Origin of the sequence: Streptomyces olindensis (assembly GCF_040645895.1) — a bacterium.
GTDB classification, from domain to species: Bacteria; Actinomycetota; Actinomycetes; order Streptomycetales; family Streptomycetaceae; genus Streptomyces; species Streptomyces olindensis.
This window is the reverse complement of sequence record NZ_JBEYZD010000106.1, coordinates 1-20,357: the sequence shown is the minus strand read 5'-3', so window position 1 is coordinate 20,357 and position 20,357 is coordinate 1. Positions and strand designations below refer to the sequence as shown.

Genomic DNA, 20,357 nt, shown 5'->3' with positions numbered 1-20,357 from the left:
AACCGGGCCAGGCGTCGATCGAGGTGTACGGCTATGACGACGAGGGGAAGTTGCAGACCCTGCGGACCGAGACCAGCGAGGCCGAGGTCCCCGTCTTCTGTGGCCGTCGTCACGTGATCTTCTGTGGCTGCCGTCACATCCCACGACCCATGATCGACAACTGTGATCAACCACACTCGCCGTCACAAACCCCCTTGCGGCAGAGGGGTTTGACAGGTGTCAGGGCGACGGACGAGGTGTCGGCGGAACCGACTCGGCGGGTCGCTCTGTCACGATGGTCGGCGCCGTATCCGGTGGGGGGAGCCACCGCGCAGCGCAGCCGGTGTCTCTCGTTCCCCTCGCCCCCCTCCTGCTGAGTCCTCCGACTCGTCTTGCGAGTACCGCACTGTGTCTTCCTCGCCCTCCCCTGCCCAGCCCGCCTCGCGTTCGCCCTGGCGGTCGCTGCGGTACCGCAGCATGCGCTGGTGGTCCGTCGCGAACTTCGTCTCCAACGCCGGTACCTGGATGCAGCTCACGGTGCAGAACCTGCTGGTCCTCCAGATCACCGGGTCCGCCGCCGCGACCGGCCTGTCCATGTCCGTGCAGGCGGCGCCCGCCCTGCTGATGAGCGTCCTGGGCGGTGCGGCCGTCGACCGGTGGCCCCGGAAGCTGACGGCCGCCGTGAGCCAGGCGCTGCTCGGCGCGATCGCGTTCACGACGGCCGTCCTCGTGGCGCTGGACCGGCTCGACATGACCTCGCTGATGGTGCTGGCCGCCGTCACGGGTGTCGTCGCGACCGTCGACAACCCGGCGTGCGCGCTGCTGGGCAACGACCTGGTCCCGGCGGAGGACGTGCCCTCGGCCATCGGGGTCGGGGCGCTAGTGCACCAGGCGGGCCGGCTCGTGGGAGCGGCTCTCGCCGGTGTGGCGGTGGGGTTCATCGGCACCTCCGCCGCGTACTTCGCCAACGGGCTGTCGTTCCTGTTCGTGGCCTCGGTCATTCCGTTCCTGCGCCCGGCCGCCGGGGCGGCACGGCACGTCGCCGCCCCCGGCGGGCGCACCGGCTCCGAGATGAGCGTGCGCGAGGGGCTGGCCTTCTTCGCGCGTCGGCCTCGGCTGGTCGCGCTCGCCGGGGTGACCGGGATCAGCGCGGTGTTCGGCCGCAACTACGGGCTCACCCTGGCCGTGCTCGTCACCGGGCCCCTCGCGGGTGGTGCCGGTTCCTTCGGCACGGTGTCGACCGTGCTCGCGATCGGCGGGATCCTCGGCGCGGTGCTCGGCGCCCGGCTGCGCCGGCCGTCGGTGCGGCTCGTGGGCGCGCTGGCGGCGGCCGGGGGGCTGCTCCAGGTGGTGGCGGGGCTGTCGCCGTCGCTGGTCGTGCTGATCGCGCTGGTGCTGCCGATGGCCGTGGTGGAGTCCGTCTCCGACACCGCCGGTACGGCCGTCCTGCAGACCGACCCGCCCGCCCACCTGCGCGGACGTGTGCTGGGTGTGTGGGGCAGCATCGGCACGGTGTGGAGCCTCGGCGGTCCGCCCGCGCTCGGCCTGCTCATGGAACTGGCCGGGGCCCGCGGTGCCCTGGTCACCGGCGGACTGCTCATCGCCGGCGCGATCGGGGCGGGCTACCTGCTGCGGCAGCGCAGGGCCGCGGCGCCGGTGGTGCTGCGCACCGAGGAGGGCGACATGCCGGCCCTGAGCAAGGCGGCCTGAGCGGGCCCCTGAGGCCGTCCTGCCCGGCCAAGACCCCGAAGCCGTCCTGCCCCGCCAAGACCCGAAGCCGTCCTGCCCCGCCAAGACCCGAAGCCGTCCTGCCCCGCCAGGGCCCCGAAGCCGTCCTGCCCGGTCAGGACCCCGACGGCCGCAGGACCCCGGCAGCCGCCTTCGCCGCCCTGCGGGTCAGCAGGGTCGTGGAGCGGCCGTCGAGGTACGGCAGGACCACCGCCTGCCCGCCCCAGCGCCGCAGGACCTCCGCCTCGGGCAGGTCCTGGACGGAGTAGTCGCCGCCCTTGACCCAGACGTCCGGGCGCAGACGCGCCAGGACCGCCTCGGGGGTGTCCTCCTCGAAGACCACGACCGCGTCGACGCTGCCGAGGGCGGCGAGGACGCGGGCCCGGTCCGCCGCCGGGTTGAGAGGGCGCCCCGGGCCCTTGCGGCGGGTGACGGACGCGTCGGAGTTCAGGCACACGATCAGGCAGTCGCCGATGCGCCGGGCGCTCTCCAGCAGGCCGACGTGCCCGGCGTGCACCAGGTCGAAGCAGCCGCCGGTGGCGACCACGGTGCCGCCGCGGGCCCGGACGCTCTCCGCGAGGCCGAACGCGTCGGTCGCCGGGTCGTCCGCGGGGCCCGGCGCCGGCGGGGTCCGCCACAGGTCCGGGTTGCCCGCGCCGCCCGCCGCGACGAACGCGGCCGCCTCGGCCACGGCCCGTTGCAGCGCCTCCTCGGGGAGCAGGCCGTCGGCGAGGGCGGCCGCCGTGGTCGCGGCGAAGCAGTCGCCCGCGCCGCACGGGTCCCCGGCGGCCCGGTAGGGCACGGGGACCAGCATCGGCGTGCCGGCGCCCGGCCGGGCCAGCAGCACCCCGCAGTCGCCGAGCGTGACGGCCACCCCGGCCACGCGCCAGCGCTCCGCGAGCCGCGCCCCGCGCTCCGCGTACTCCCCCAGCGACGTTCCCCCGGAGCCCGGGTGCAGGGCGCGCGCCTCCGCCGCGTTGGGGGTGACCAGCCGTGCGCCCGGCACGGGCGGGTCGCCCTTGGGATGCGGGTCCCACACCAAAGGGGTGCGGCGGGCGATGTCCTCGAGGTGGGGCCGCAGGGCGCCCGCGGTGTGGCGGCCGTAGTCGGCGACCAGGACGGCGTGCGCGTTCGCGAGTGCCGCGCGGACGGCGTCGTCGGGTTCGCCGGGGGTGCCGCCGCCCCGGTCGATGCGGACCACCGGCCGGCCGCCCGCCAGGACCCGGGTCTTGACCGGCAGGGTGCCCTTCAGCGGGATCTCCAGCAGCCGGACCCGGCCGCGCAGGTCACGTCGTACGGCCTCGCTGGCGTCGTCGTCGCCGAGCGCGGTCACCAGGACCACGTCCCGGCCGCCCCGCGCGGCGAGGGCGGCGGCCAGTCCGGCCCCTCCGGGGTGGCTGCGGTCGCCGGTGACGTCGACGACGGGGGCGGGGGCGTCCGGGGAGAGCCGGGTGGAGACGCCTTCGATGTCCTCGTCGAGGAGGACGTCCCCGACGACGGCGAGCGGTTTCGGCCCGGTCATGAGGTGCTCCCGTGGGTGAGGACCGTGCGGCGTGCGAGGGGCGTGGACACGGCCGTGTCGAAGCACTCGCAGAGCAGGTGGACGGCGACGAGATGGGTCTCCTGGACGTTCGCGGTGCTGTCCGCGTCGACGCACAGGGCCTCGTGGGCGGCTTCCGCCAGGGGGTTCGGGCCGCGTCCGGTGAGCGCCCACACGCGCAGCCCGGCCTGCCGGGCGGTGACGGCCGCGGCGATGAGGTTGGCGCTGCGGCCGGAGGTGGACAGCAGCATCAGGACGTCGCCGGGGCGGCCGTGGGCGGTGACCTGGCGGGCGTAGACGTGGTCGAAGCCGTAGTCGTTGCCGATGGCGGTCACGCTGGACGTCTCGGCGTGCAGGGCGAGCGCGGAGTAGGCGCGGCGCTCCCGGCGGTAGCGGCCGACCAGCTCGGCGGTGAGGTGCTGGGCCTGGGCGGCGCTGCCGCCGTTGCCCGCGGCGAGCAGCCGGCCGCCGCCGGAGAGGACGTCGGCGAGCCGGCCGCCCCAGTCGGCGATCCGGTTAAGGCCGTGCCGGCGGAACCGGCCGAGGGCCTCCTCCAGCGACTCGCAGTGCGCTCGGGCGGCGTCGAGGGCGGGGTGTGCGGGGAGTTCGTCCATGCGGATCGGGCGTACCGCCGCGGGGGTGGCGGCGGGCCCACACCTCCTTCGGGCTCTGGGCGGGCGCGGGCCGGTTCAGCCGGCGCCGGTCGCGGCGGGCTCGGCGTCGAGGACCTCGCAGTAGGCCGCCTCGGTGGCGGCGGCGACCTGGCCCCAGCCGTACCGGCTGAGGACGCGACGGCGCCCGGCCGCCCCGCAGGCCGCGCGGGCCGCCGGGTCGGCGAGCAGTCCCGCGACGGCACAGGCCAGGGCCTCGGGGTCGCGGGGCGGCACCAGCCGTCCGGTGCCCGGGTCGGCGACGGTGTCGAGCTGTCCGCCGACGGCGCTGGCCACCACCGGCACGCCGCAGGCCATGGCCTCCAGCGGCACGATGCCGAAGGGCTCGTAGTCGGCGGGGCAGACCACCACGTCGGCGGAGCGCAGCAGTGCGGGCACCTCCTCGCTGGGCACGGCGCCGGTGAAGCGGACCCGGTCGGCGACGCCGGCGTCCCGGGCGATGCCGCGCAGCCGCCGGACCTCCGGGTCGTCGTCGAGCCGGTCGGCGGGCGGCCCGCCGACCACGACCAGTTCGGTGCCGGGCAGCCGGGCCAGCGCGGCGACGGTGACGGCGGCGCCCTTGCGCGGCACGAGCCGGCCCAGCTGGAGCAGCCGGTGCGGGAGCGGTCCGCGGGGCGCGGCCGGGCCCTTGGGGGTGAACCGGTCGGTGTCGACGCCGCACGGGACGATGCCGACCTTGTGCGGGGGTATGCCCATGCGGGCCAGTTCGACGGCCTCGTCGCGGCAGGTGGCGATGACGCGGTCGCAGCCGAGCCCGATCTCCCTCTCGCCGGGGATCCGCTCCGGCGGGCTGGTGTCGGCGAGCCGCTGGTGGCGCTTCTTCACCGTGCCGAGGGCGTGGTACGTGTGCAGCAGCGGCAGGCCCCGCTCGCGGGTGGCGCGCAGCGCGGCGAGGCCCGACATCCAGTAGTGCGAGTGGACGAGGTCGGGGGCCCGGGTGCGCCAGCTGCGGGCCAGGTAGCGGCCGAACTCGCCCATGTGCGGCAGGAGCGCGTCCTTGGGGAGCTGCTCGGCCGGCCCTGCGGGCACGTGGTGCACCTCGACGCCCTCGCGCAGCTCCACCCGGCAGGGCAGGTCACAGGCGTCGCGGCGGGTGTAGACGGTGACGCGGTGGCCGCGGTCGGCGAGGGCACCGGCGAGACAGGCGACGTGCACGTTCTGCCCGCCGGCGTCGACCCCGCCGAGCGCGGCGAGGGGACTCGCGTGCTCCGAGACGAGGGCGATCGTCAGGACGCCCGGGTCGAGGGGGTCGCCGCCGAGCGGACCGGCGGGGAAGGAGCTGAGGGACGGGGTCATGAGCACACCTCCGTGATCAGGCGCTCCCAGTCGGCCAGGAAGCGCTTGAGCCCGTAGCGTTCGAGGGCCGCCTGCCGGGCCCGGGCGCCGTCCTCGGCCGCGGCCTCGGGTTCGTGGAGGTAGCGGCGAGCGGCGCGGGCCAGGACCTCGGGGCGGGTGGAGAGGGTGCCCGCGCCGGACGGGACGGCCTCGACCGCGCCGGTGGTGGCGAGCGCCAGCACGGGCAGGCCGAGGTGCATCGCCTCCAGCAGGGACAGGCCGAGGGAGGTCCAGCGCACCGGGTGGAGGTACATGCGGCGTTCGGCGAGGGCGGCGTGCAGGTCGTTCTGGGCCAGGTCGGCGGTGCGGCACCGGTCGGGCGGCAGGCCGAGGTGTCCGGCCAGGCCGTCGGTGCCCATGCCGAACACGTCGAGCGGCACCGCCTCCGCGAGGGCGGGCAGCAGGTCCGTCCCGGTGTGACGTCCCCGCCGCACGGGTTCGTTGACGACGACGGCGGCGCGTGCGAGCCGGCCGGTGTAGCGGTGGCCCGGGTCGACGATGCCGTGCTCGACGACCTCGGTGCGGGTGGTGCCGCAGTCCCAGAAGAGCCGGTTGAAGTGGGTGACGTGCACGATCGTCAGATCGGTGCGGTCGGCGCACGGGTGGCGGGTGTCCGGTACGGCGCCGTCGGGCGCGTTGTGCTCCAGGTACAGCGCGGGCACGTCGCGGCCGGGGCGCCGTCCGCCGAGCCACCGCTCGGCCAGCTCGATCTCGTGCGGGCGTTGCAGCAGCACCAGGTCGACGGGGGTGTCGCGGAGTTCCTCGGGGGTGGTCTCGCGCACCGAGGCGGGCCAGGGGAAGGTGCGGGCCCGTCCGAGGCCGTCCGGGTCGCGGCCCGGGGTGACGGGGACGAGGTAGGTGTGCGGTCCCTGGACGAACGCGGTCGTCCAGGATCCGTGCACGTGCCACAGCAGGATGTTCATACGGTCGCTCCTCGCTCCGTGTGTTCTCCCTGGTCGGCGGGGTCGTCCGTGAGGGCCGCCACGGCCGCGAGCACCTCGGCGTCGCCGATGCCGTCGAGGCAGGGGTGTCCGGGGACCGGGCAGTGGCGTGCCCTGGTGTCCGCGCACGCGGCGTGCGGGTCGCCGAGCAGGAGGTGCGGGACGCCGTAGGGGGCCCAGCGCTCGGCCGGCACGACCGGGGCGAAGAGGCTGACGACGGACGTGCCGACGGCGGCGGCGAGGTGCGCCGGGCCGGTGTTCCCGGCCACCACGACCCGCGCTCCGGCCAGGACTCCGGCAAGCTGCGGCAGGTCGGTGGCGCCGCCGAGGTCCAGCGCGTGCCGGCCGGCGACCCGGGCGGTCAGCTCCCGCTCGGCGCGGCCGCCGGTGACGACGACCCGGTATCCCTCGGCGGACAGCGCGGCCACGGCCCGTGCGGCCCGCCCGGGGCTCCACGCCCGCGCGGGCACGGCGGCGCCGGGGTGCACGACGACGTACGGCTCGGGGCCGGTGAGACGGGTGGTGGGGGGCGGCGGGGTGACGCGGAGTCGGCCGTCGTCGCCGGGCGGCAGCGCGAAGCCCGCGGCGCGGGCCAGATCGAGGGCGGCCAGGACCTCGTGCCGGTGCGGGAGTCTGCGGTGCCGCAGGTCGAGGAGGGCGCCCGGGTAGTCCTCGCTGTCGGCGGCGGTCCAGCCGATCCCGGCGAGCTTCAGCAGCAGGGCGGCCGGCAGCGGGCTCTGGTGGTACGACACGAGGACGAGCGCCCGGTCGAAGCGGGCTGCCGTGAGCGTCTCCATCAGCCGCCGGGTGTCCGCCCGCGTGACCGGCGGTGGTTCCAGCCCGACCCAGGGCGCCTCGTACGTCAGCACGTCGTCCACGCCGGGCAGCATCCGGCCCGCGGCGGCGCCCTGCGGCCCGCACAGCAGCGCGGTGTACGAGGACCCGGCCGCGACGGCCCGCAGGGCGGGCCCGGCCAGCAGGACGTCACCGGCGCTGTCGAGGCGGACGACGAGGGTGCGGGGGCGGCGGAACCGGGTGAGGGTCATCGCGCCTCCCCCGCCGGCACGGCCGGGTCGAGGGCGAGGCGTACCGCCTCCGGAAGGCCGGAGGCCGTGGCGTCGGCCGCCGTGACCTCCTCGGGACGGGTGACCGCCGTGGGGACGAGGACGCCGCGGGCCCCGGCGGCCCGGGCGGCCGCCACGTCGGCCCCGATGTCGCCGATGACGACGGTGCGTTCGGGCGGCACGGCGAGGCTGCGGCACGCGGCCAGCACCAGGCCGGGGGCCGGCTTGCGGCAGCCGCAGCCCTCCCCCGGCCCGTGCGGGCACACGGCCCAGACGGCGAACGGCCCGAGCAGTTCCTCCACCCGCAGGCGGACGGCCTCGACCTGGCGGCGGGTCAGCAGGCCCCGGGCCACGCCCGACTGGTTGGTCACGACACCGACGGGCACCGCGGCGGCGCGCAGGGCGTCGACGGCCTCCCGCGCGCCCGGCATGAGCGCGACCCGCGCGGGGTCGCCGTTGTAGGGGACGTCGGCGATGAGGGTGCCGTCGCGGTCGAAGAGGACGGCCGTGGGGAACGCGCGGCCGGGCCGGGGCGGCCGCGCGTCGGCGGGCCCGGGTGCCGGGGGAAGCAGCCAGGGGCGGGTCATGACCGGAGCCGTTCCCTGACCTCCGGGCGGGGCGCGGGTGCCGGCTCTCCCGTCCCGGGAGGCGTGTGCGGCCGGGCCGTACGGTGCGCCAGCTGCCCGCGCAGCCAGTGCCAGGTGGCGGCGGGCGGGACGAGCGCGCTGGTCACGGCCATGGTGAGCACCTCGTCGCGGCTGCGCGGCCCGGGCAGGATCCGGGCGAGGGCGAACTCGGCGGTGCCGGCCAGCCACGCGGCGGCACAGGCCGCGGCCGGTCGGTGCCGGCCGAGCAGGGCGCAGCCGAGCGCCGTCACCGCCGCTCCGGTCACCGCCAGGTGCACCGGCAGGCGCCCGCGGGACGCCTCCGCCCGGCGCCACCAGTGGCGGCCGTGCAGCCGGGTCATCAGCACGTCGTCGGCGTTGCCCGCCTGGAGCCGGACGGAGATCCAGCGCCCGGCCGGCCGTACGGGGTGGGTGGTGGTGCGCCGGCCGCCGGTGAGGGTCCAGCCCGCGTCGAGCAGGCGCAGGGCGAGGTCGGCGTCCTCCCGGAAGGCCCGGCGGAAGCGTTCGTCGAAGCCGCCGACGGCCGCCAGCGCCGCCCGGCGGTACGCCATGTCGGCGGTGATCCAGTGGGCGGTGGCGAGCCCGGCCGTGTTGCGCTCCCAGTCGGTGGGGCGGCGGTCGGTGGGCAGGGGGACCTCGATCCGGGCGGTGATGCCGGCGGTCCGGTCCGTGGCCGCGGCCAGGTCGAGCGTCAGGTCGTCGCCCCAGGTGGGTCCGGGTACGACGTCGTCGTCGAGGAAGACGATCCAGGGCACGTCTCCGGCCGCCCGCCAGCCGAGGTTGCGGGCGGCGGCTGGTCCGCGGGCCCCGCCGGGCACGACGAGGGTGCGCGAGCGCAGGGACGGCGGCACGTCGGCGGTGAGGAACGTACGGGCGTTGTCCGGCCGGTCGTCGACGAGGACCACCCGGACCGGCCCGGGTCCGGCCGCCTCGGCGAGGGCGTGCAGGCAGGTGCGCAGGCTGGGCCGGCCGAGGGTGGGGATGACGACGGCGTACTCGGCGTCCCGGGCGGGGGCGTCGGGGTGGGTCATCGCGGGCCTCCGGCGGCGTCGGGGCGGAAGTCGGAACCGAGAGCGGTACGGGAATCGGTGCCGGAGTCGGTGCGGAAGAGGTCCCCGCGCCGGATCGCATAGGGACCGATGGCCAGCAGGTCGACGGGTGAGGAGCCGAAGCACTCCAGGGCGTCGCGCGGGTCGTCGACCATGGGGCGGCCGGCGGTGTTGAGGCTGGTGTTGACGACCACGGGCAGTCCGGTGAGCCGCTCGAACGCGCCGAGCATCCGGGCGACCAGGGGTTCACGGGCCGGGTCGACGGTCTGGATGCGGGCGGTGCCGTCGACGTGCACGACGGCGGGGATCCGGTCCCGCCACGCCGGGGCCACGTCGTGCACGAACAGCATGTACGGGCTGGGCAGCGGGCCGTCGAAGATCTCGGCGGCGCGGTCGGCGAGGACCATCGGGGCGACGGGCCGGAACTGCTCGCGTCCCTTGACGTCGTTGAGCCGTTCCAGGTTGCCCGCGTGCCCCGGGTGGGCGAGCAGGGAGCGGTGGCCGAGGGCGCGCGGGCCGTACTCGGAGCGGCCCTGGAACCAGGCGACGATGCCGTTGTCGGCGAGGGCCCGGGCGACGGTCTCGGCGATGTCCGGGGGCCGTTCGAAGGGGACGGCCGCGGTCTTCAGCCAGGCTCCGAGCTCCGCGTCGGACCAGTCCCGGCCGAGGTCGGCGCCGGTCATGGGTCCGGGTTGGTCGCCCTCCACGGCGGACAGCAGCAGGGCGCCGCCCAGGGCGGTCCCGGCGTCTCCCGCGGCGGGCTGCACCCACACCCGGGCGAAGGGGCCCTCGCGGGCGATACGGGAGTTGGCGACGCAGTTGAGGGCGACGCCGCCGGCGAGGGTGAGCACGCTGTCGTGGGTGCGGCCGTGCAGCCAGCGCACCAGGTCGAGGAGGGTCTCCTCCAGCACGGCCTGGGCGCTCGCGGCGACGTCGGCGTGGTCCTGCGTCCACGGCTCGTCCGGCCCGCGCGGCGCGCACAGCTCGTGCCAGGGGACACCGGTGGCGTGGAAGCCGCCGTCGCCGGTCGGGTACACGTGGCGGCGCAGTTCCGCGAGCATGCGCGGTCTGCCGTGGGAGGCGAGGGCCATCACCTTGAACTCGTCGGACGAGCGCAGGAAGCCGAGGTGTTCGGTGAGTTCCTCGTAGACCAGGCCGAGCGAGTGCGGGAGTTCCTGGGCGTGCAGGGCCTCCAGGCGGTCCCCGACACGGCGGGCGGCCAGGTGGGAGGCGCGCTCGCCGCGGCCGTCCAGGACGAGGACGGAGGAGTTCCCGGCGTCCGGTGCGGCGAAGGCGCCGGAGGCGGCGTGGGCCATGTGGTGCGGTACGAAGCGGACGATGGCGGGGTCGAGCCCGGGCAGGGCCGTCCGCAGGAAGCCGGGGGCCTCGCGGGCGTAGGTGAGGCGCAGGTGGTCCCAGGGGTCGTCCAGGCCCAGGTCCGCGGCGGGCCGGGCGAGTTCCGGGTCGAAGGAGTAGGTGACGGCGTCGAGGTCCTGCGGGCGCAGCCCGGCCCGCTTCAGGCACCAGGCGGCGGCCTTCTCGGGCAGCTCCCAGGCGGAGAACGGCAGGGGCCGCTTGCCGTGCTTGCGCCGGGAGAACCGCTCCTCCTCTGCGGCGGCGACGGACCGTCCGTCGATCACCAGGGCGGCGGCGGGATCGTGGAAGAGGGCGTTGATTCCGAGGATGCGCATGGGGGTGGCGGGCCTTTCGACGGTGGGGGCGGGACCGGGTGAGGCGCTGCGCGAGGTGGCCCGGGCCGGGTCAGTCCTCGGTCCCGTCCTCGCGGAACCAGGCGATCGTGCGCCGCAGCCCCTCCTCGGCGCGCACCTGCGGTTCCCAGCCGAGCTTGTCGCGGGCGAGCGTGATGTCCGGGCAGCGGACGGCCGGGTCGTCCACGGGGCGTTCGATGAAGCGGATGTCCGAGGGGGACCCGGCGAGTTCGACGACCAGCCGCGCCAGGTCGAGCATGGTGATCTCGGTGGGGTTGCCGATGTTGACGGGGCCGCGCATGCCGTGGGCGGCCGCCGCGAGGATGCCGCGGACGGTGTCGTCGACGTAGCACAGGGAGCGGGTCTGGCGGCCGTCGCCGGTCACGGTGAGGGGCTCGCCGGCCAGGGCCTGCCGTACGAAGGTCGGCACCGCCCGCCCGTCGTGGCCGCGCATCCGGGGGCCGTAGGTGTTGAACAGCCGCACGATGCAGGTGTCGGTGCCGTGGGTCTCGGCGTGCGCGGTGGTCAGCGCCTCGCCGAAGCGCTTGGCCTCGTCGTAGACGCTGCGCGGTCCGACCGGGTTGACGTTGCCCCAGTAGCGCTCGTCCTGGGGGTTCTGCTGCGGGTCGCCGTAGACCTCGGAGGTGGAGGCCAGGACGAAGCGGGCCCGGGAGGAGTGCGCGAGTTCGAGGGCGTTGCGGGTACCGAGGCTGCCCGTCTCCATGGTGTGCAGCGGCAGCCGCAGGTAGTCCGCCGGGGACGCCGGGGAGGCGAAGTGCAGGACGAGGTCCGGCGGGCGCTTGATCCGCAGCCCCTCGGCGACGTTGGCCTGCACCAGGGTGAAGCCGGGCCGTTCGAGCAGGGGTGTGATGTTCTCGGGGCGGCCGGTGCTGAAGTCGTCCACGCAGGTGACGGCCGCGCCCGCGTCCAGCAGGGCGGCGCACAGGTGGGAGCCGACGAACCCGGCGCCGCCGGTGACGACGGCGTGTTCCCAGCTCCGTGAGAGGGCGATGGTCATGGCGGTCTCTCCTCCGTCAGCGGCGTCACTGCCCGGCGCGACGGCCGTCAGAGCGTGGCCGGAGGCCGTCGAGCCCACGATCAGCGTCCGCCGACCGTGCGGGCGGGGCACGGTCGCGTACGGCAAACCGGTGAGTGACGGAGGGTGAGGGCCTGTCGATATCCCCCGGTTCGCGCAGGTCACGACGGGGAGCGAGAGGTCCGGGAGCGCGGACGGCCGTCCAGCTGGCGGCGGTCCGCGTCAGGCGATCAGCGTGCGGCCCGGATTCAGGCGATCAGCGTGCGGCCCGGGTTCAGGCGGTCGAGGAGCTGGGAGTGGTGCAGGGCGGCCACGGGGGCGAGCAGGTCCGGGTGGCGCAGCAGGGCGGCGGCGCTGCGGTCGCCGTCGTCGGGGGCGAGGAGGCGGCGGAACTCGGCGGGTGCGCCGGTGCCGTGGCTGCTCCCGGCGAGGGCCGTCACGGCCAGGGAAGCGAGTTCCGGGTCGGTGAGCAGAGTGGCCGCCCAGCTCGCCACGACCTCGTCCACCCAGGTGCGCCAGGCGTGCGCGTCCACGTCGTCGCCGAGGCCCGCGTCGGCGCCGGTGACCCAGTCGAGCCGCGCGGAGCCGCCGGGGCCCGCCATGCCGAGCAGGGCCGCGTCCATCGCCGTCGGGTACCTGAGCCAGGCCGCGACCGTCACGGCTTGGCGGGCCTGCACCTCGCACAGGGCGGAGGCCAGCGCGCCGCCGGAGGCGGGGAAGGCGCGGGTCAGCCACTGGGCGGTCGCCGCGATGACCGGGGAGAGATCTGCTTGCACTGCCGGGCCGTCCGAGGAAGGGGAGCGGGAGTCTGGTCGTAGACGGTAACCGCCGCCGCCCGTGCGCGGGCGTGATCGGGACCTCGTCCGTGACGTGGCCTCGGCCACACCGCGCCGGGCCGCGCGCGCCGCGCCACCGGTCCCGTTTCGCGCCGGAAGGGCCGGGCACCCGGCCCGCGTGCTCGCCCACGGACCCGAACCCGCTGGTCGGACCCCCTCGCCGGGGCGTTCGCCGCGCTTCGACGGCTGGATCGCCGGGATCGGCACGGCCTCCGGCGCCCGCGTGGTGCTGGGGCACTGGGCGAGGTCGCCGTTCGGGCCGTTCAGCGACGTGATGATCGAAGAGGCCGACGGCCGGCGGCTGCTGCTGGCGCCCTCGCGGGATACGGCGGACTTCGTCGCGGGGACGTACGTCTTCGACGAGGTCCGCGTCGTACCGGTCCGGGTGCGGGTCACCGGCCGGCACTGGACGGTCTCCGCACCGCCGCTCGACCTGCGCTTCACCACCGGCCGGAGGAATCTCACGGGCCTGGCGCTGCGGGCGGTGCCGGGCCGGCTCGCCACCCGACCGGGCTGGATCGCGCTGTGGGACCGGCCCGCCCGGCTGCTGCTGGGCGCGCGCACCCACGGCAGCGCCCGGACCGGCCGGCACCAGTGGTACGGCGCCCGGGACCTGCGCCCGGTCGTCTCGGCCACCGTCCGCCACGAGGGCGACAGCCTCGGTGCCCTCGCCCCGGTCGAGCCTCCCGTGCGGTTCGGGTCCGGCTCGACCCCTCGCAGCCCCTGTGTCGTGCGCGTCACCACGAGGGTGGCCGTCCAGCAGGGCCGGAGTACGACAGGAGCAGCGTCATGACGGAACAGCGAGCGGATGCGCCGGGCGCCCAGCGTGCCCCGGCCACCGACATGTCCCTGCTGGGCATCTACCTCAACGACCACCTCGCCGGTGCCACCGCCGGTACCGCGCGGGCCCGGTATCTGCTGCGTTCGTGCCGGGACACGCCGCTGGCCGACGCGCTGGCCCCGGTCGCCGACGAGATCGCCGAGGACCGGGCGAGCCTGCTCGGCGTCATGCGGCGGCTCGACGTCCCCGTGCGGCGCTACAAGGTCTACGCGGGCCGGGCGGTCGAGCAGGTGGGGCGGCTGAAGAGCAACGGGAGTCTGGTGCGGCGGTCCCCGCTGAGCACGCTGTGGGAGCTGGAGGCGCTGCGGCTGGGGGTGGAGGGCAAGGCGGCGGTGTGGCAGACGCTCCGGGATCTGGCCGCCACCGACAAACGCCTCGACGCGCGGCAGCTCGACGAGCTCATCGCACGGGCCGGGCGGCAGCAGGCCACGCTGGAGGAACTGCGCCGCAGGCAGGTCGGGGTCGCCTTCCGCGAGACCTGACAGGGCGGTCCGAGAGTCACGAGAAACTGCTCCAGGGCGGCCCGGGACTCACCGGAACCTGCGCCAGTCGGCCCGGGGCTCACCAGAACCTGCTGCTGAGGGCGGGCTGGTGGGCCAGTTCCACGGCGTCCCGCAGGCGCAGCGCGACGCTGATGGTGGCGCGCAGCGCGGAGGGACGTACGGTCTGCGCCGTCTCGGTGGCGAGGACCAGCAGACAGGCGGCCGCCTGCTCGACCACCGACAGGGGGAGGGTGAAGTCGCTGTCGGCGGCCGCTCGGAACGCCTTCAGCGGGATCGCGGCGCCGTCGATGGCCCGGTGCGCGGCCTGCTCCAGGTGCTGTGCGGCCTGTTCGCAGACAGGGGCGGGCAGGGCGATGGTGCGCTGGAACGGTGAAGTCGTCATGCCCGACTGCTCCCCCGGCGGCGGCCGGTTCTGTCGGCGGGCGGCGGGATTTCACCGTCCCGCGTGACCGGCCGGGCGCGGTCGTACGCTGGGTGCCGATCAAGCCCGCTGCGGCAGGAGGAGTAGGGATGACCGCCCCCAGGGATGTCGCGGCCCGGCTCACCGGGCGGGCCGTCAGGGCGGAACGGCCCCTGTCCGGGAGCCTCGCCGAGGTCACCCTCGACGACGGGCGCGTCGTGGTCGTCAAACGGTCCGGCGAGCCCGCCGCGGTACGGGCCGAGGCGGCCGGGCTGCGGTGGCTGGCCGGGGCCGGAGCCGTGCGGCTGCCCGCCGTGCACGGGCACGAGGAGGGCTGGCTGGTCATCGACCGGGTGCCGGACGGGCGGCCGAGCCGGGAGGCGGCGCTCCGCTTCGGCCGGGATCTGGCCGCCCTGCACGCCGCCGGGGCACCCGCGTTCGGCGCGCCGCCGCCGGACGGGCCGGCGGACGCGTACATCGGGCTCGCCCCGATGCGCAACGAACCCGGCGATGACTGGCCGCGCTGGTACGCCGAGCAGCGGGTGCTGCCGTATCTGCGGCGCGCCGTCGACCAGGGCACCGTGCGCCCCGGCGAGGCGACCACGGTTGAACGCCTGTGCGAGCGACTGCCCGGGCTGGCGGGGCCCGCCGAGCCGCCGGCGCGGCTGCACGGCGACCTGTGGAGCGGCAATGTGCTGTGGGCGGCCGACGGGCACGTCTGGCTGATCGACCCGGCCGCGCACGGCGGACACCGCGAGACCGACCTGGCGATGCTGCACCTGTTCGGCTGTCCGCACCTGGAGGCGGTGCTGGCCGGCTACCAGGAGGAGGCGCCGCTCGCCGACGGCTGGCGGGTCGGCGTGCACCAGCTGTTCCCGTTGCTGGTGCACGCCGTGCTGTTCGGCCGGGGTTACGCGGAACAGGCCCTCGCGGCGGCCCGTTCGGCCCTGGCGGGGTGACCGGTCGGTGACCGGTCAGCGGGTGACGACGTGCCGCTCGTCGGGCACGCAGTGGGTCATGGTCAGGCCCTCGACGTCCCGCGGCTGGTTCTTGCCCAGCCTGGACAGGCGTTCGCGGTCCTCGTCCGTCAGGTCCTGGCTCGCCAGCGGCTCCAGTCCGGTCACGTCCTCCGGGCCGATGCCGAGCCCCTCGCCGACCCGGAGGCCGAGGTCGTTCTCGACCAGCAGGAAGTGCCAGACCATGCGCTCCTGGATGGCCCGGTCGCACTGCGACAGTTGACCGATGAAGTTCTTCACCAGGTCGTCGCGTTCCCAGTCCTCCATCAGCAGATACCGCTGACCGGCCTGGAGGTAGTCGTTGGTGCGGGGAATGCGCTTGCGGGTGAGCCGGCCGGTGATCTCGGGGCCCTGCTCGTCGTGGGTCGGGTAGGCAGCCTCGCGCAGGCCGCCGGTGATCGACGGCTCGTAGTTGACCTGCGGGTTCTCTCCCCCGCCGTCCACGTGGTAGGCCATCTGGCCGTCGCGCTGGTTGGTGCGCACGTCGGCGTTCTTGGCCTGGTTGACGGGGAGCTGGAGGTAGTTCGGGCCGACCCGGTAGCGCTGGGTGTCGCTGTAGGAGAAGGTCCGGCCGACGAGCATCTTGTCGTCGGAGAAGTCCAGGCCGTCGACCAGGACACCGGTGCCGAAGGAGATCTGCTCGTTCTCGGCGAAGAAGTCCTCCGGCATCCGGTCGAGCACCATCCGGCCCACCGGCTTCGGCGGGAAGTCCTGCTCGGGCCAGGTCTTGGTGTCGTCCAGCGGGTCGAAGTCGAGCTCCGGGTGGTCGTGGTCGTCCATCATCTGGACGAGCAGCTCCCACTCCGGGTGGTCACCGCGCGCGACCGCCTCGTACAGGTCCTTCGTGGCGTGGCCGAGGGTGTCCGCCTGGACGTTGGCCGCGTCCTCCTCGGTCATGCTGCGCACGCCCTGCTTGGGCATCCAGTGGTACTTCACGAGCTTGGTGTCGCCGTCGGCGTTGACCCACTTGTAGGTGTTGACGCCGAAGCCCTGCATATGGCGGTAGTCGGCGGGGATGCCGCGCGGGCTGAACAGGTTGACCAGCATGTGCATCGCCTCGGGCGTCTGCGACATGAAGTCGAAGATGCGGTTCGGCTGCTGCTCGAAGGTCACCGGGTCGGGCTTGAGGGCGTGGATGACGTCCGGGAACTTGATGGCGTCGCGGATGAAGAAGACGCCGAGGTTGTTGCCGACGAGGTCCCAGTTGCCGTCCTCGGTGTAGAACTTGACGGCGAAACCACGCGGGTCGCGGGCGGCCTCGGAGGAGTCGCGGCCGCCGATGACGGTGGAGAAGCGGACGGCCACGTCGGTGCGTTTGCCGCGCTCCTGGAAGAGTTTGGCCCGGGTGTAGCGGCTGATCGGCTCGTCGCCCCAGGTGCCGTAGGCCTCGAAGTGGCCGTAGGCGGTGACGCCGCGGGCGTGCACGACGCGCTCGGGGATGCGTTCCCGGTCGAAGTGGCTGATCTTCTCCAGGAACTGGTAGTTCTCCAGCGTGGCGGGGCCGCGGGCGCCGACGGTGCGCTGGTTCTGGTTGTCGTAGACCGGATGGCCCTGGCGGTTGGTGAGGACCTTGCGGTCGTCGCCCGGAGCGGGACCGGTGCCGGATACGTCCGTCATAAGCGTGGGCTCCTTCGGCTCGGGGCCGGCGGCCGGCCGGGGCGGCGCGCCGCGAGCAGCCGCCCGGCCGGTCGTGGCGGGACGGCCCGGGTACCCGGACGGGCGGGGTCAGTCACGTCCCACGGACCTCTCCCGTCGCCGGTCGGCCAGGCGCGGCTGCGGGACGCGCGGGCAGGGGCGCACGAACGGCTCCTCCTCGCCCGGGGATGGCAGGGTGAGCTGTCGGCGTCACGGCATCCGCCACCGACGACGGCCGGGGCGGGGCCAGGGAGGGGAACGGCATGCGGTCGGAGGGCCGGGACGGGGTGTCCGCGCGGTTGCGGCACGTCTACTGGATCGGCGGCGGGAGCGGCGCGGGCAAGTCCACGATCGCCCGCCGGCTCGCCGACCGGTACGGCTGGCGTCTGTACGACACCGACGAGGTGATGGGAGAGCACGCCCGCCGGGTCACCGCCGAGGAGGCGCCCCTCCTGCACGCGTTCCTGGCCATGGACATGGACGAGCGGTGGGTGAACCGGCCTCCCGCGACCATGCTCGAGACGTTCCACTGGTTCCGGGGCGAGGCCTTCGGGCTGATCGTGGAGGACCTGCTGCGCATGCCGCGGGACCGGTGTGTCGTCGTCGAGGGCTTCCGGTTGCTGCCGCGCCTCGTGCGGCCGCTGCTCACGGCTCCCGGGCACGCCGTCTGGCTGCTTCCCACGCCGGAGTTCCGCGAGGCCGTGTTCCGCGACCGGGCCGCGGCGGGAGGCTCTTTCCTGGAGCGGACCGGCGATCCGGCACGGGCGCGGCGCAATCTGGCCGCGCGGGACGACTTGTTCACGGGGGACCTGCGCGCGGAGACCGCCCGCCTGCGGCTGCCCGCCCTCACCGTGGACGGGACGCTGACCGAGGACCGGCTCGCCGAGCGGGTCGCCGACGTCTTCGGGATGTGACCCCGCACAAGTACAACCCGCGAGCGATGTTCCCGTACAACCCGCGCGCGGTGTGAGGTGTCTTTCCCACCGTGGGGTGACCGCCCCTTCGACTCGTTCCAACGGGGGAACACATGAGCCTGATCCGCAAGCACACCCGCCGTGTCACGACCGCGGCCCTGACTCTCGCGATGGCGGCGGCCCTGGGCGCGGCCGGCGCCGGGGCGTCGAGCGCGGGCACCGCCGCGCCTCAGACGCGGGAGATCGCCTCGTCCACGCTCGGATCCGACTACAGGATCACGCTCACCGCGCTGCGTTCGGCTCAGGACGAGTACGCCGCCTCGGTGCGTCTGCAGGTCTACACGCGGTCCGGCGGCGGCTGGCAGGAGTCGGACCGCGTGACCGTGGGCGGCGTGGACGGCTGGTTCTGGTACCCGCTCACCGGCAAGGGCGCCGTCTGCGAGTTCTCCACCGCGAGCAGCGAGCCCGCGCCGCTGACGGTGAGCCTGCTGCTCACGCCGTCCCTCGGCTGCTCCGAGCCGGCGCACTATGTCGTGAAGGAAGGCAAGGTGTACGCCGGCTGAACCGCCCTCGCCGGACACGGCGGACACGGCCCGGACCCCGCCCTCCCGGCGGGGTCCGGGCCGTGCGAGGTTGTGCTCAGCCGCCGTTCAGACGTGCGCGCAGGAGTCCCTTGCCCAGTTCGGCGCCCTTGCGGCTGTCCGCCTGGGCCTTGCGGAACAGGTCCGCGACCTCGGTGTCCTTGGCGCGCTCCGCGTCCTGGATGTAGCTCTCCAGACGCAGGGCGTTGCTCAGGCACGCCTCGACGTACCAGATCAGGTTGTAGTCCTTGTCCTGCGTACCGGTCACGCCGCCGGTCTCCGTCTCGCTGGTCATTCGGACCTCCTTCTTCGGGAGCGGACCTCTTCAGGCGCCGGACGGGTACCCGTCCTCCGCACGGGCACACAGCCCGTCACGGTCACGTTCGGTGACCCGTCGATCACGGATGCCCGGAGCGGCGGGGCAGACCCGTACGCATCGCCAACTCCCCTCCCCCGCACGGCAATTCCGACAGTTGCCACAGATACGAACAGACACCGAGCACTTTCGGAATGAAGTGGCGCTCCACCGTGCGAGACCGGTCGATGACGGTGTGTACTGTGCCGTGGGTGGCTCGCCAGAGCACCTCGGACCCCGCCCTGCCCGACTCCCACTGGAATCGACTCGATGATCGCTTTGCCGGACCTGGTCGTCGGTGGTCTCGCCGTCGGCACACTGTCCGCGTTCGCCCTCGGCGGCGGGCTGCTGCGCTCCCGGCGGCACCTGGCCGCGCAGCGCGCCAAGACGGCCGCGCTGCGGGCGCAACTCGACGGCACCTCGCGGACGTTCGCCGCCGAGGTGGAGCATCTGGCGGCGCGGCGCGTGCCCGCCGCGGCCCGGCAGGCCGCGCATCCGCACGTCGCCGTGCCCGGCCCGCTGAACCCGCAGCTCGCCGGCTCGCCCCTGGGGGCGGCGCTGGAGGAGGTACTGAAGGGGCTGCAGGCCGAACTCGCCGCGCAGCGCACACGGATCGACGCGGCGGCGCAGGCCGGGATGCGCGGGGCCACCCGGGAGATCCAGGCGGCGCTGTACCGGCTGCAGGACGCCCTGCGCGGACTGCAGCAGCGCTACGACGACCCCGAGTTGGCGCAGACCCTGTTCGAACTGGACCACGAGAACGAGCAGTCGCTGCGCCGCGCGCAGATCGCCGCGGTGGTGTGCGGGGCCTGGGTCGGACTGGCCCGGGAGGACTCCCACCTCGTCGACGCGGTGACGGGCGGTCAGGCCCGGCTCGCGGGCTACCAGCGCGTCAGGGTCAGCAACCACCTGGACGCCGGGACCGCCCTGGTGTCCCACGCCGTGGAGCCGGTCGCCATCATCGTCGCCGAGCTGCTCGACAACGCGCTGCGGCACTCCGCGCCCGACACCGAGGTCGTGGTCAACCTGGAGGCCGTCCACCACGGTGTCTGCGTCACCGTCGACGACGCCGGGCTGGGCATGACGCAGGACGAACGGGCCCGCGCCCAGCGGCTGGTGGGCGGCAGCGAACCGATCCTGCTGACCGAGCTGGGCGATCCGCCGCGCATGGGACTCGCCGCCATCGGACAGCTGACCCGGCAGTTCGACCTGAGCGTGGACCTGTCCTCCCCGTCCCCGTACGGCGGGGTGCGGGCGGTGCTGCTGATCGACAGCCACCTGCTGACCCGCATCGACCCGGAGGAACTGCCGCCGTCGGCGAGCGCACCGCGGTCGACCCGCAGGGCGGCGGCACGGCAGACGGCGAACGGTGCCGCCGCCCCCGGCGGTACCGGTCCGGCGGCACAGGAGACGGCGCATGGTTCCGCCGCGCCCAGCGGTACCGGTCCGGCGGCACAGAAGACGGCCAGCGGCTCCGCCGCGCCCAGCGGTACCGGACCGGCGTGCGGGTCTTGTTCCCGCCGTAGGCGACCCCGGAGTTGCAGTCCTCGCGCTTGGCCCAGAGGGAGGCGCCGCCCAGGTGCGCGGTCAGGCGTTCC

Annotated in this window: 19 protein-coding genes and 1 pseudogene; 7 read left to right on the top strand and 13 right to left on the bottom strand. The window is 75.1% G+C overall.

Going from position 1 to position 20,357, the window contains the following annotated elements; all coding sequences use genetic code 11:
- Positions 1–387: 387 nt before the first annotated feature.
- Entirely contained in the window at positions 388–1,689 is a 1,302-nt protein-coding gene (locus ABZ948_RS38215) for an MFS transporter (RefSeq protein ID WP_359767617.1), read from the top strand.
- A 133-nt stretch (positions 1,690–1,822) separates the two neighbouring features.
- On the opposite strand, the gene rfaE2 is transcribed toward ABZ948_RS38215, so the two are convergent.
- From rfaE2 to ABZ948_RS38165, 10 genes are all read right to left on the bottom strand, one after another.
- Complete coding sequence (gene rfaE2 / locus ABZ948_RS38210) at positions 1,823–3,229, bottom strand: D-glycero-beta-D-manno-heptose 1-phosphate adenylyltransferase (RefSeq protein ID WP_359767615.1); 1,407 nt, start codon at positions 3,227–3,229, stop codon at positions 1,823–1,825.
- A complete protein-coding gene (locus tag ABZ948_RS38205; RefSeq protein ID WP_359767613.1) occupies positions 3,226–3,861 on the bottom strand; it encodes a D-sedoheptulose-7-phosphate isomerase in 636 nt (211 codons plus the stop codon). Before ABZ948_RS38205 ends, rfaE2 begins: the two co-directional genes overlap by 4 nt.
- Positions 3,862–3,936: 75 nt before the next feature.
- Positions 3,937–5,214, bottom strand: a complete 1,278-nt coding sequence (locus tag ABZ948_RS38200; protein ID WP_359767611.1) for a glycosyltransferase — start codon at positions 5,212–5,214, stop codon at positions 3,937–3,939.
- Positions 5,211–6,176: a glycosyltransferase gene (locus tag ABZ948_RS38195; RefSeq protein WP_359767609.1), complete on the bottom strand. Its 966-nt coding sequence runs from the start codon at positions 6,174–6,176 to the stop codon at positions 5,211–5,213. Before ABZ948_RS38195 ends, ABZ948_RS38200 begins: the two co-directional genes overlap by 4 nt.
- Complete coding sequence (locus ABZ948_RS38190; RefSeq protein ID WP_359767607.1) at positions 6,173–7,240, bottom strand: glycosyltransferase family 9 protein; 1,068 nt, start codon at positions 7,238–7,240, stop codon at positions 6,173–6,175. Before ABZ948_RS38190 ends, ABZ948_RS38195 begins: the two co-directional genes overlap by 4 nt.
- Positions 7,237–7,845 carry a D-glycero-alpha-D-manno-heptose-1,7-bisphosphate 7-phosphatase gene (locus ABZ948_RS38185; protein ID WP_359767605.1) on the bottom strand — a complete coding sequence of 203 codons (609 nt, stop codon included), beginning with the start codon at positions 7,843–7,845 and terminating at the stop codon, positions 7,237–7,239. Before ABZ948_RS38185 ends, ABZ948_RS38190 begins: the two co-directional genes overlap by 4 nt.
- On the bottom strand, positions 7,842–8,915 hold the full coding sequence (locus tag ABZ948_RS38180; RefSeq protein WP_359767603.1) for a glycosyltransferase family 2 protein: 1,074 nt from the start codon (positions 8,913–8,915) through the stop codon (positions 7,842–7,844). Before ABZ948_RS38180 ends, ABZ948_RS38185 begins: the two co-directional genes overlap by 4 nt.
- Positions 8,912–10,624, bottom strand: a complete 1,713-nt coding sequence (locus tag ABZ948_RS38175) for a carbamoyltransferase family protein (protein WP_359767601.1) — start codon at positions 10,622–10,624, stop codon at positions 8,912–8,914. The genes ABZ948_RS38180 and ABZ948_RS38175 overlap by 4 nt, the downstream gene beginning before the upstream one ends.
- Before the next feature lie 70 nt (positions 10,625–10,694).
- The gene (locus ABZ948_RS38170) at positions 10,695–11,660 is read right to left on the bottom strand and encodes an NAD-dependent epimerase/dehydratase family protein (RefSeq protein ID WP_359767599.1); all 966 of its coding nucleotides are present in this window, start codon (positions 11,658–11,660) and stop codon (positions 10,695–10,697) included.
- A gap of 266 nt (positions 11,661–11,926) precedes the next feature.
- A complete protein-coding gene (locus tag ABZ948_RS38165; protein WP_359767597.1) occupies positions 11,927–12,454 on the bottom strand; it encodes a hypothetical protein in 528 nt (175 codons plus the stop codon).
- A 178-nt stretch (positions 12,455–12,632) separates the two neighbouring features.
- Here ABZ948_RS38165 and ABZ948_RS38160 point away from each other — a divergent pair, with 178 nt between their 5' ends.
- Positions 12,633–13,307 carry a hypothetical protein gene (locus ABZ948_RS38160; protein ID WP_359767595.1) on the top strand — a complete coding sequence of 225 codons (675 nt, stop codon included), beginning with the start codon at positions 12,633–12,635 and terminating at the stop codon, positions 13,305–13,307.
- Positions 13,304–13,837 (top strand): hypothetical protein, encoded by a 534-nt coding sequence (locus ABZ948_RS38155; RefSeq protein WP_359767593.1) that lies wholly within the window; start codon positions 13,304–13,306, stop codon positions 13,835–13,837. Before ABZ948_RS38160 ends, ABZ948_RS38155 begins: the two co-directional genes overlap by 4 nt.
- Positions 13,838–13,916: 79 nt before the next feature.
- Here the strand turns inward: ABZ948_RS38155 and ABZ948_RS38150 are convergent, their stop codons facing one another.
- Entirely contained in the window at positions 13,917–14,240 is a 324-nt protein-coding gene (locus ABZ948_RS38150; RefSeq protein ID WP_359767591.1) for a hypothetical protein, read from the bottom strand.
- A 128-nt stretch (positions 14,241–14,368) separates the two neighbouring features.
- Here ABZ948_RS38150 and ABZ948_RS38145 point away from each other — a divergent pair, with 128 nt between their 5' ends.
- On the top strand, positions 14,369–15,217 hold the full coding sequence (locus ABZ948_RS38145; protein WP_359767589.1) for a fructosamine kinase family protein: 849 nt from the start codon (positions 14,369–14,371) through the stop codon (positions 15,215–15,217).
- 15 nt (positions 15,218–15,232) lie between these two features.
- On the opposite strand, the gene ABZ948_RS38140 is transcribed toward ABZ948_RS38145, so the two are convergent.
- Positions 15,233–16,891, bottom strand: a complete 1,659-nt coding sequence (locus ABZ948_RS38140; protein ID WP_359767587.1) for a catalase — start codon at positions 16,889–16,891, stop codon at positions 15,233–15,235.
- Positions 16,892–17,172: 281 nt separating this feature from the next.
- On the opposite strand from ABZ948_RS38140, the gene ABZ948_RS38135 reads away from it, so the two are divergent.
- Both ABZ948_RS38135 and ABZ948_RS38130 read left to right on the top strand, forming a co-directional pair.
- Positions 17,173–17,823, top strand: a complete 651-nt coding sequence (locus ABZ948_RS38135) for a shikimate kinase (RefSeq protein ID WP_359767586.1) — start codon at positions 17,173–17,175, stop codon at positions 17,821–17,823.
- A 113-nt stretch (positions 17,824–17,936) separates the two neighbouring features.
- Positions 17,937–18,386, top strand: coding sequence for a hypothetical protein (locus tag ABZ948_RS38130; RefSeq protein ID WP_359767584.1), 450 nt, complete (start codon positions 17,937–17,939; stop codon positions 18,384–18,386).
- Between the two features lie 76 nt (positions 18,387–18,462).
- Here ABZ948_RS38130 and ABZ948_RS38125 read toward each other — a convergent pair whose 3' ends face one another.
- On the bottom strand, positions 18,463–18,699 hold the full coding sequence (locus ABZ948_RS38125; protein WP_030869562.1) for a hypothetical protein: 237 nt from the start codon (positions 18,697–18,699) through the stop codon (positions 18,463–18,465).
- Positions 18,700–19,029: 330 nt separating this feature from the next.
- On the opposite strand from ABZ948_RS38125, the pseudogene ABZ948_RS38120 reads away from it, so the two are divergent.
- Positions 19,030–19,812, top strand: a pseudogene (locus ABZ948_RS38120) (ATP-binding protein); the annotation flags it as partial.
- Positions 19,813–20,357: the final 545 nt, after the last annotated feature.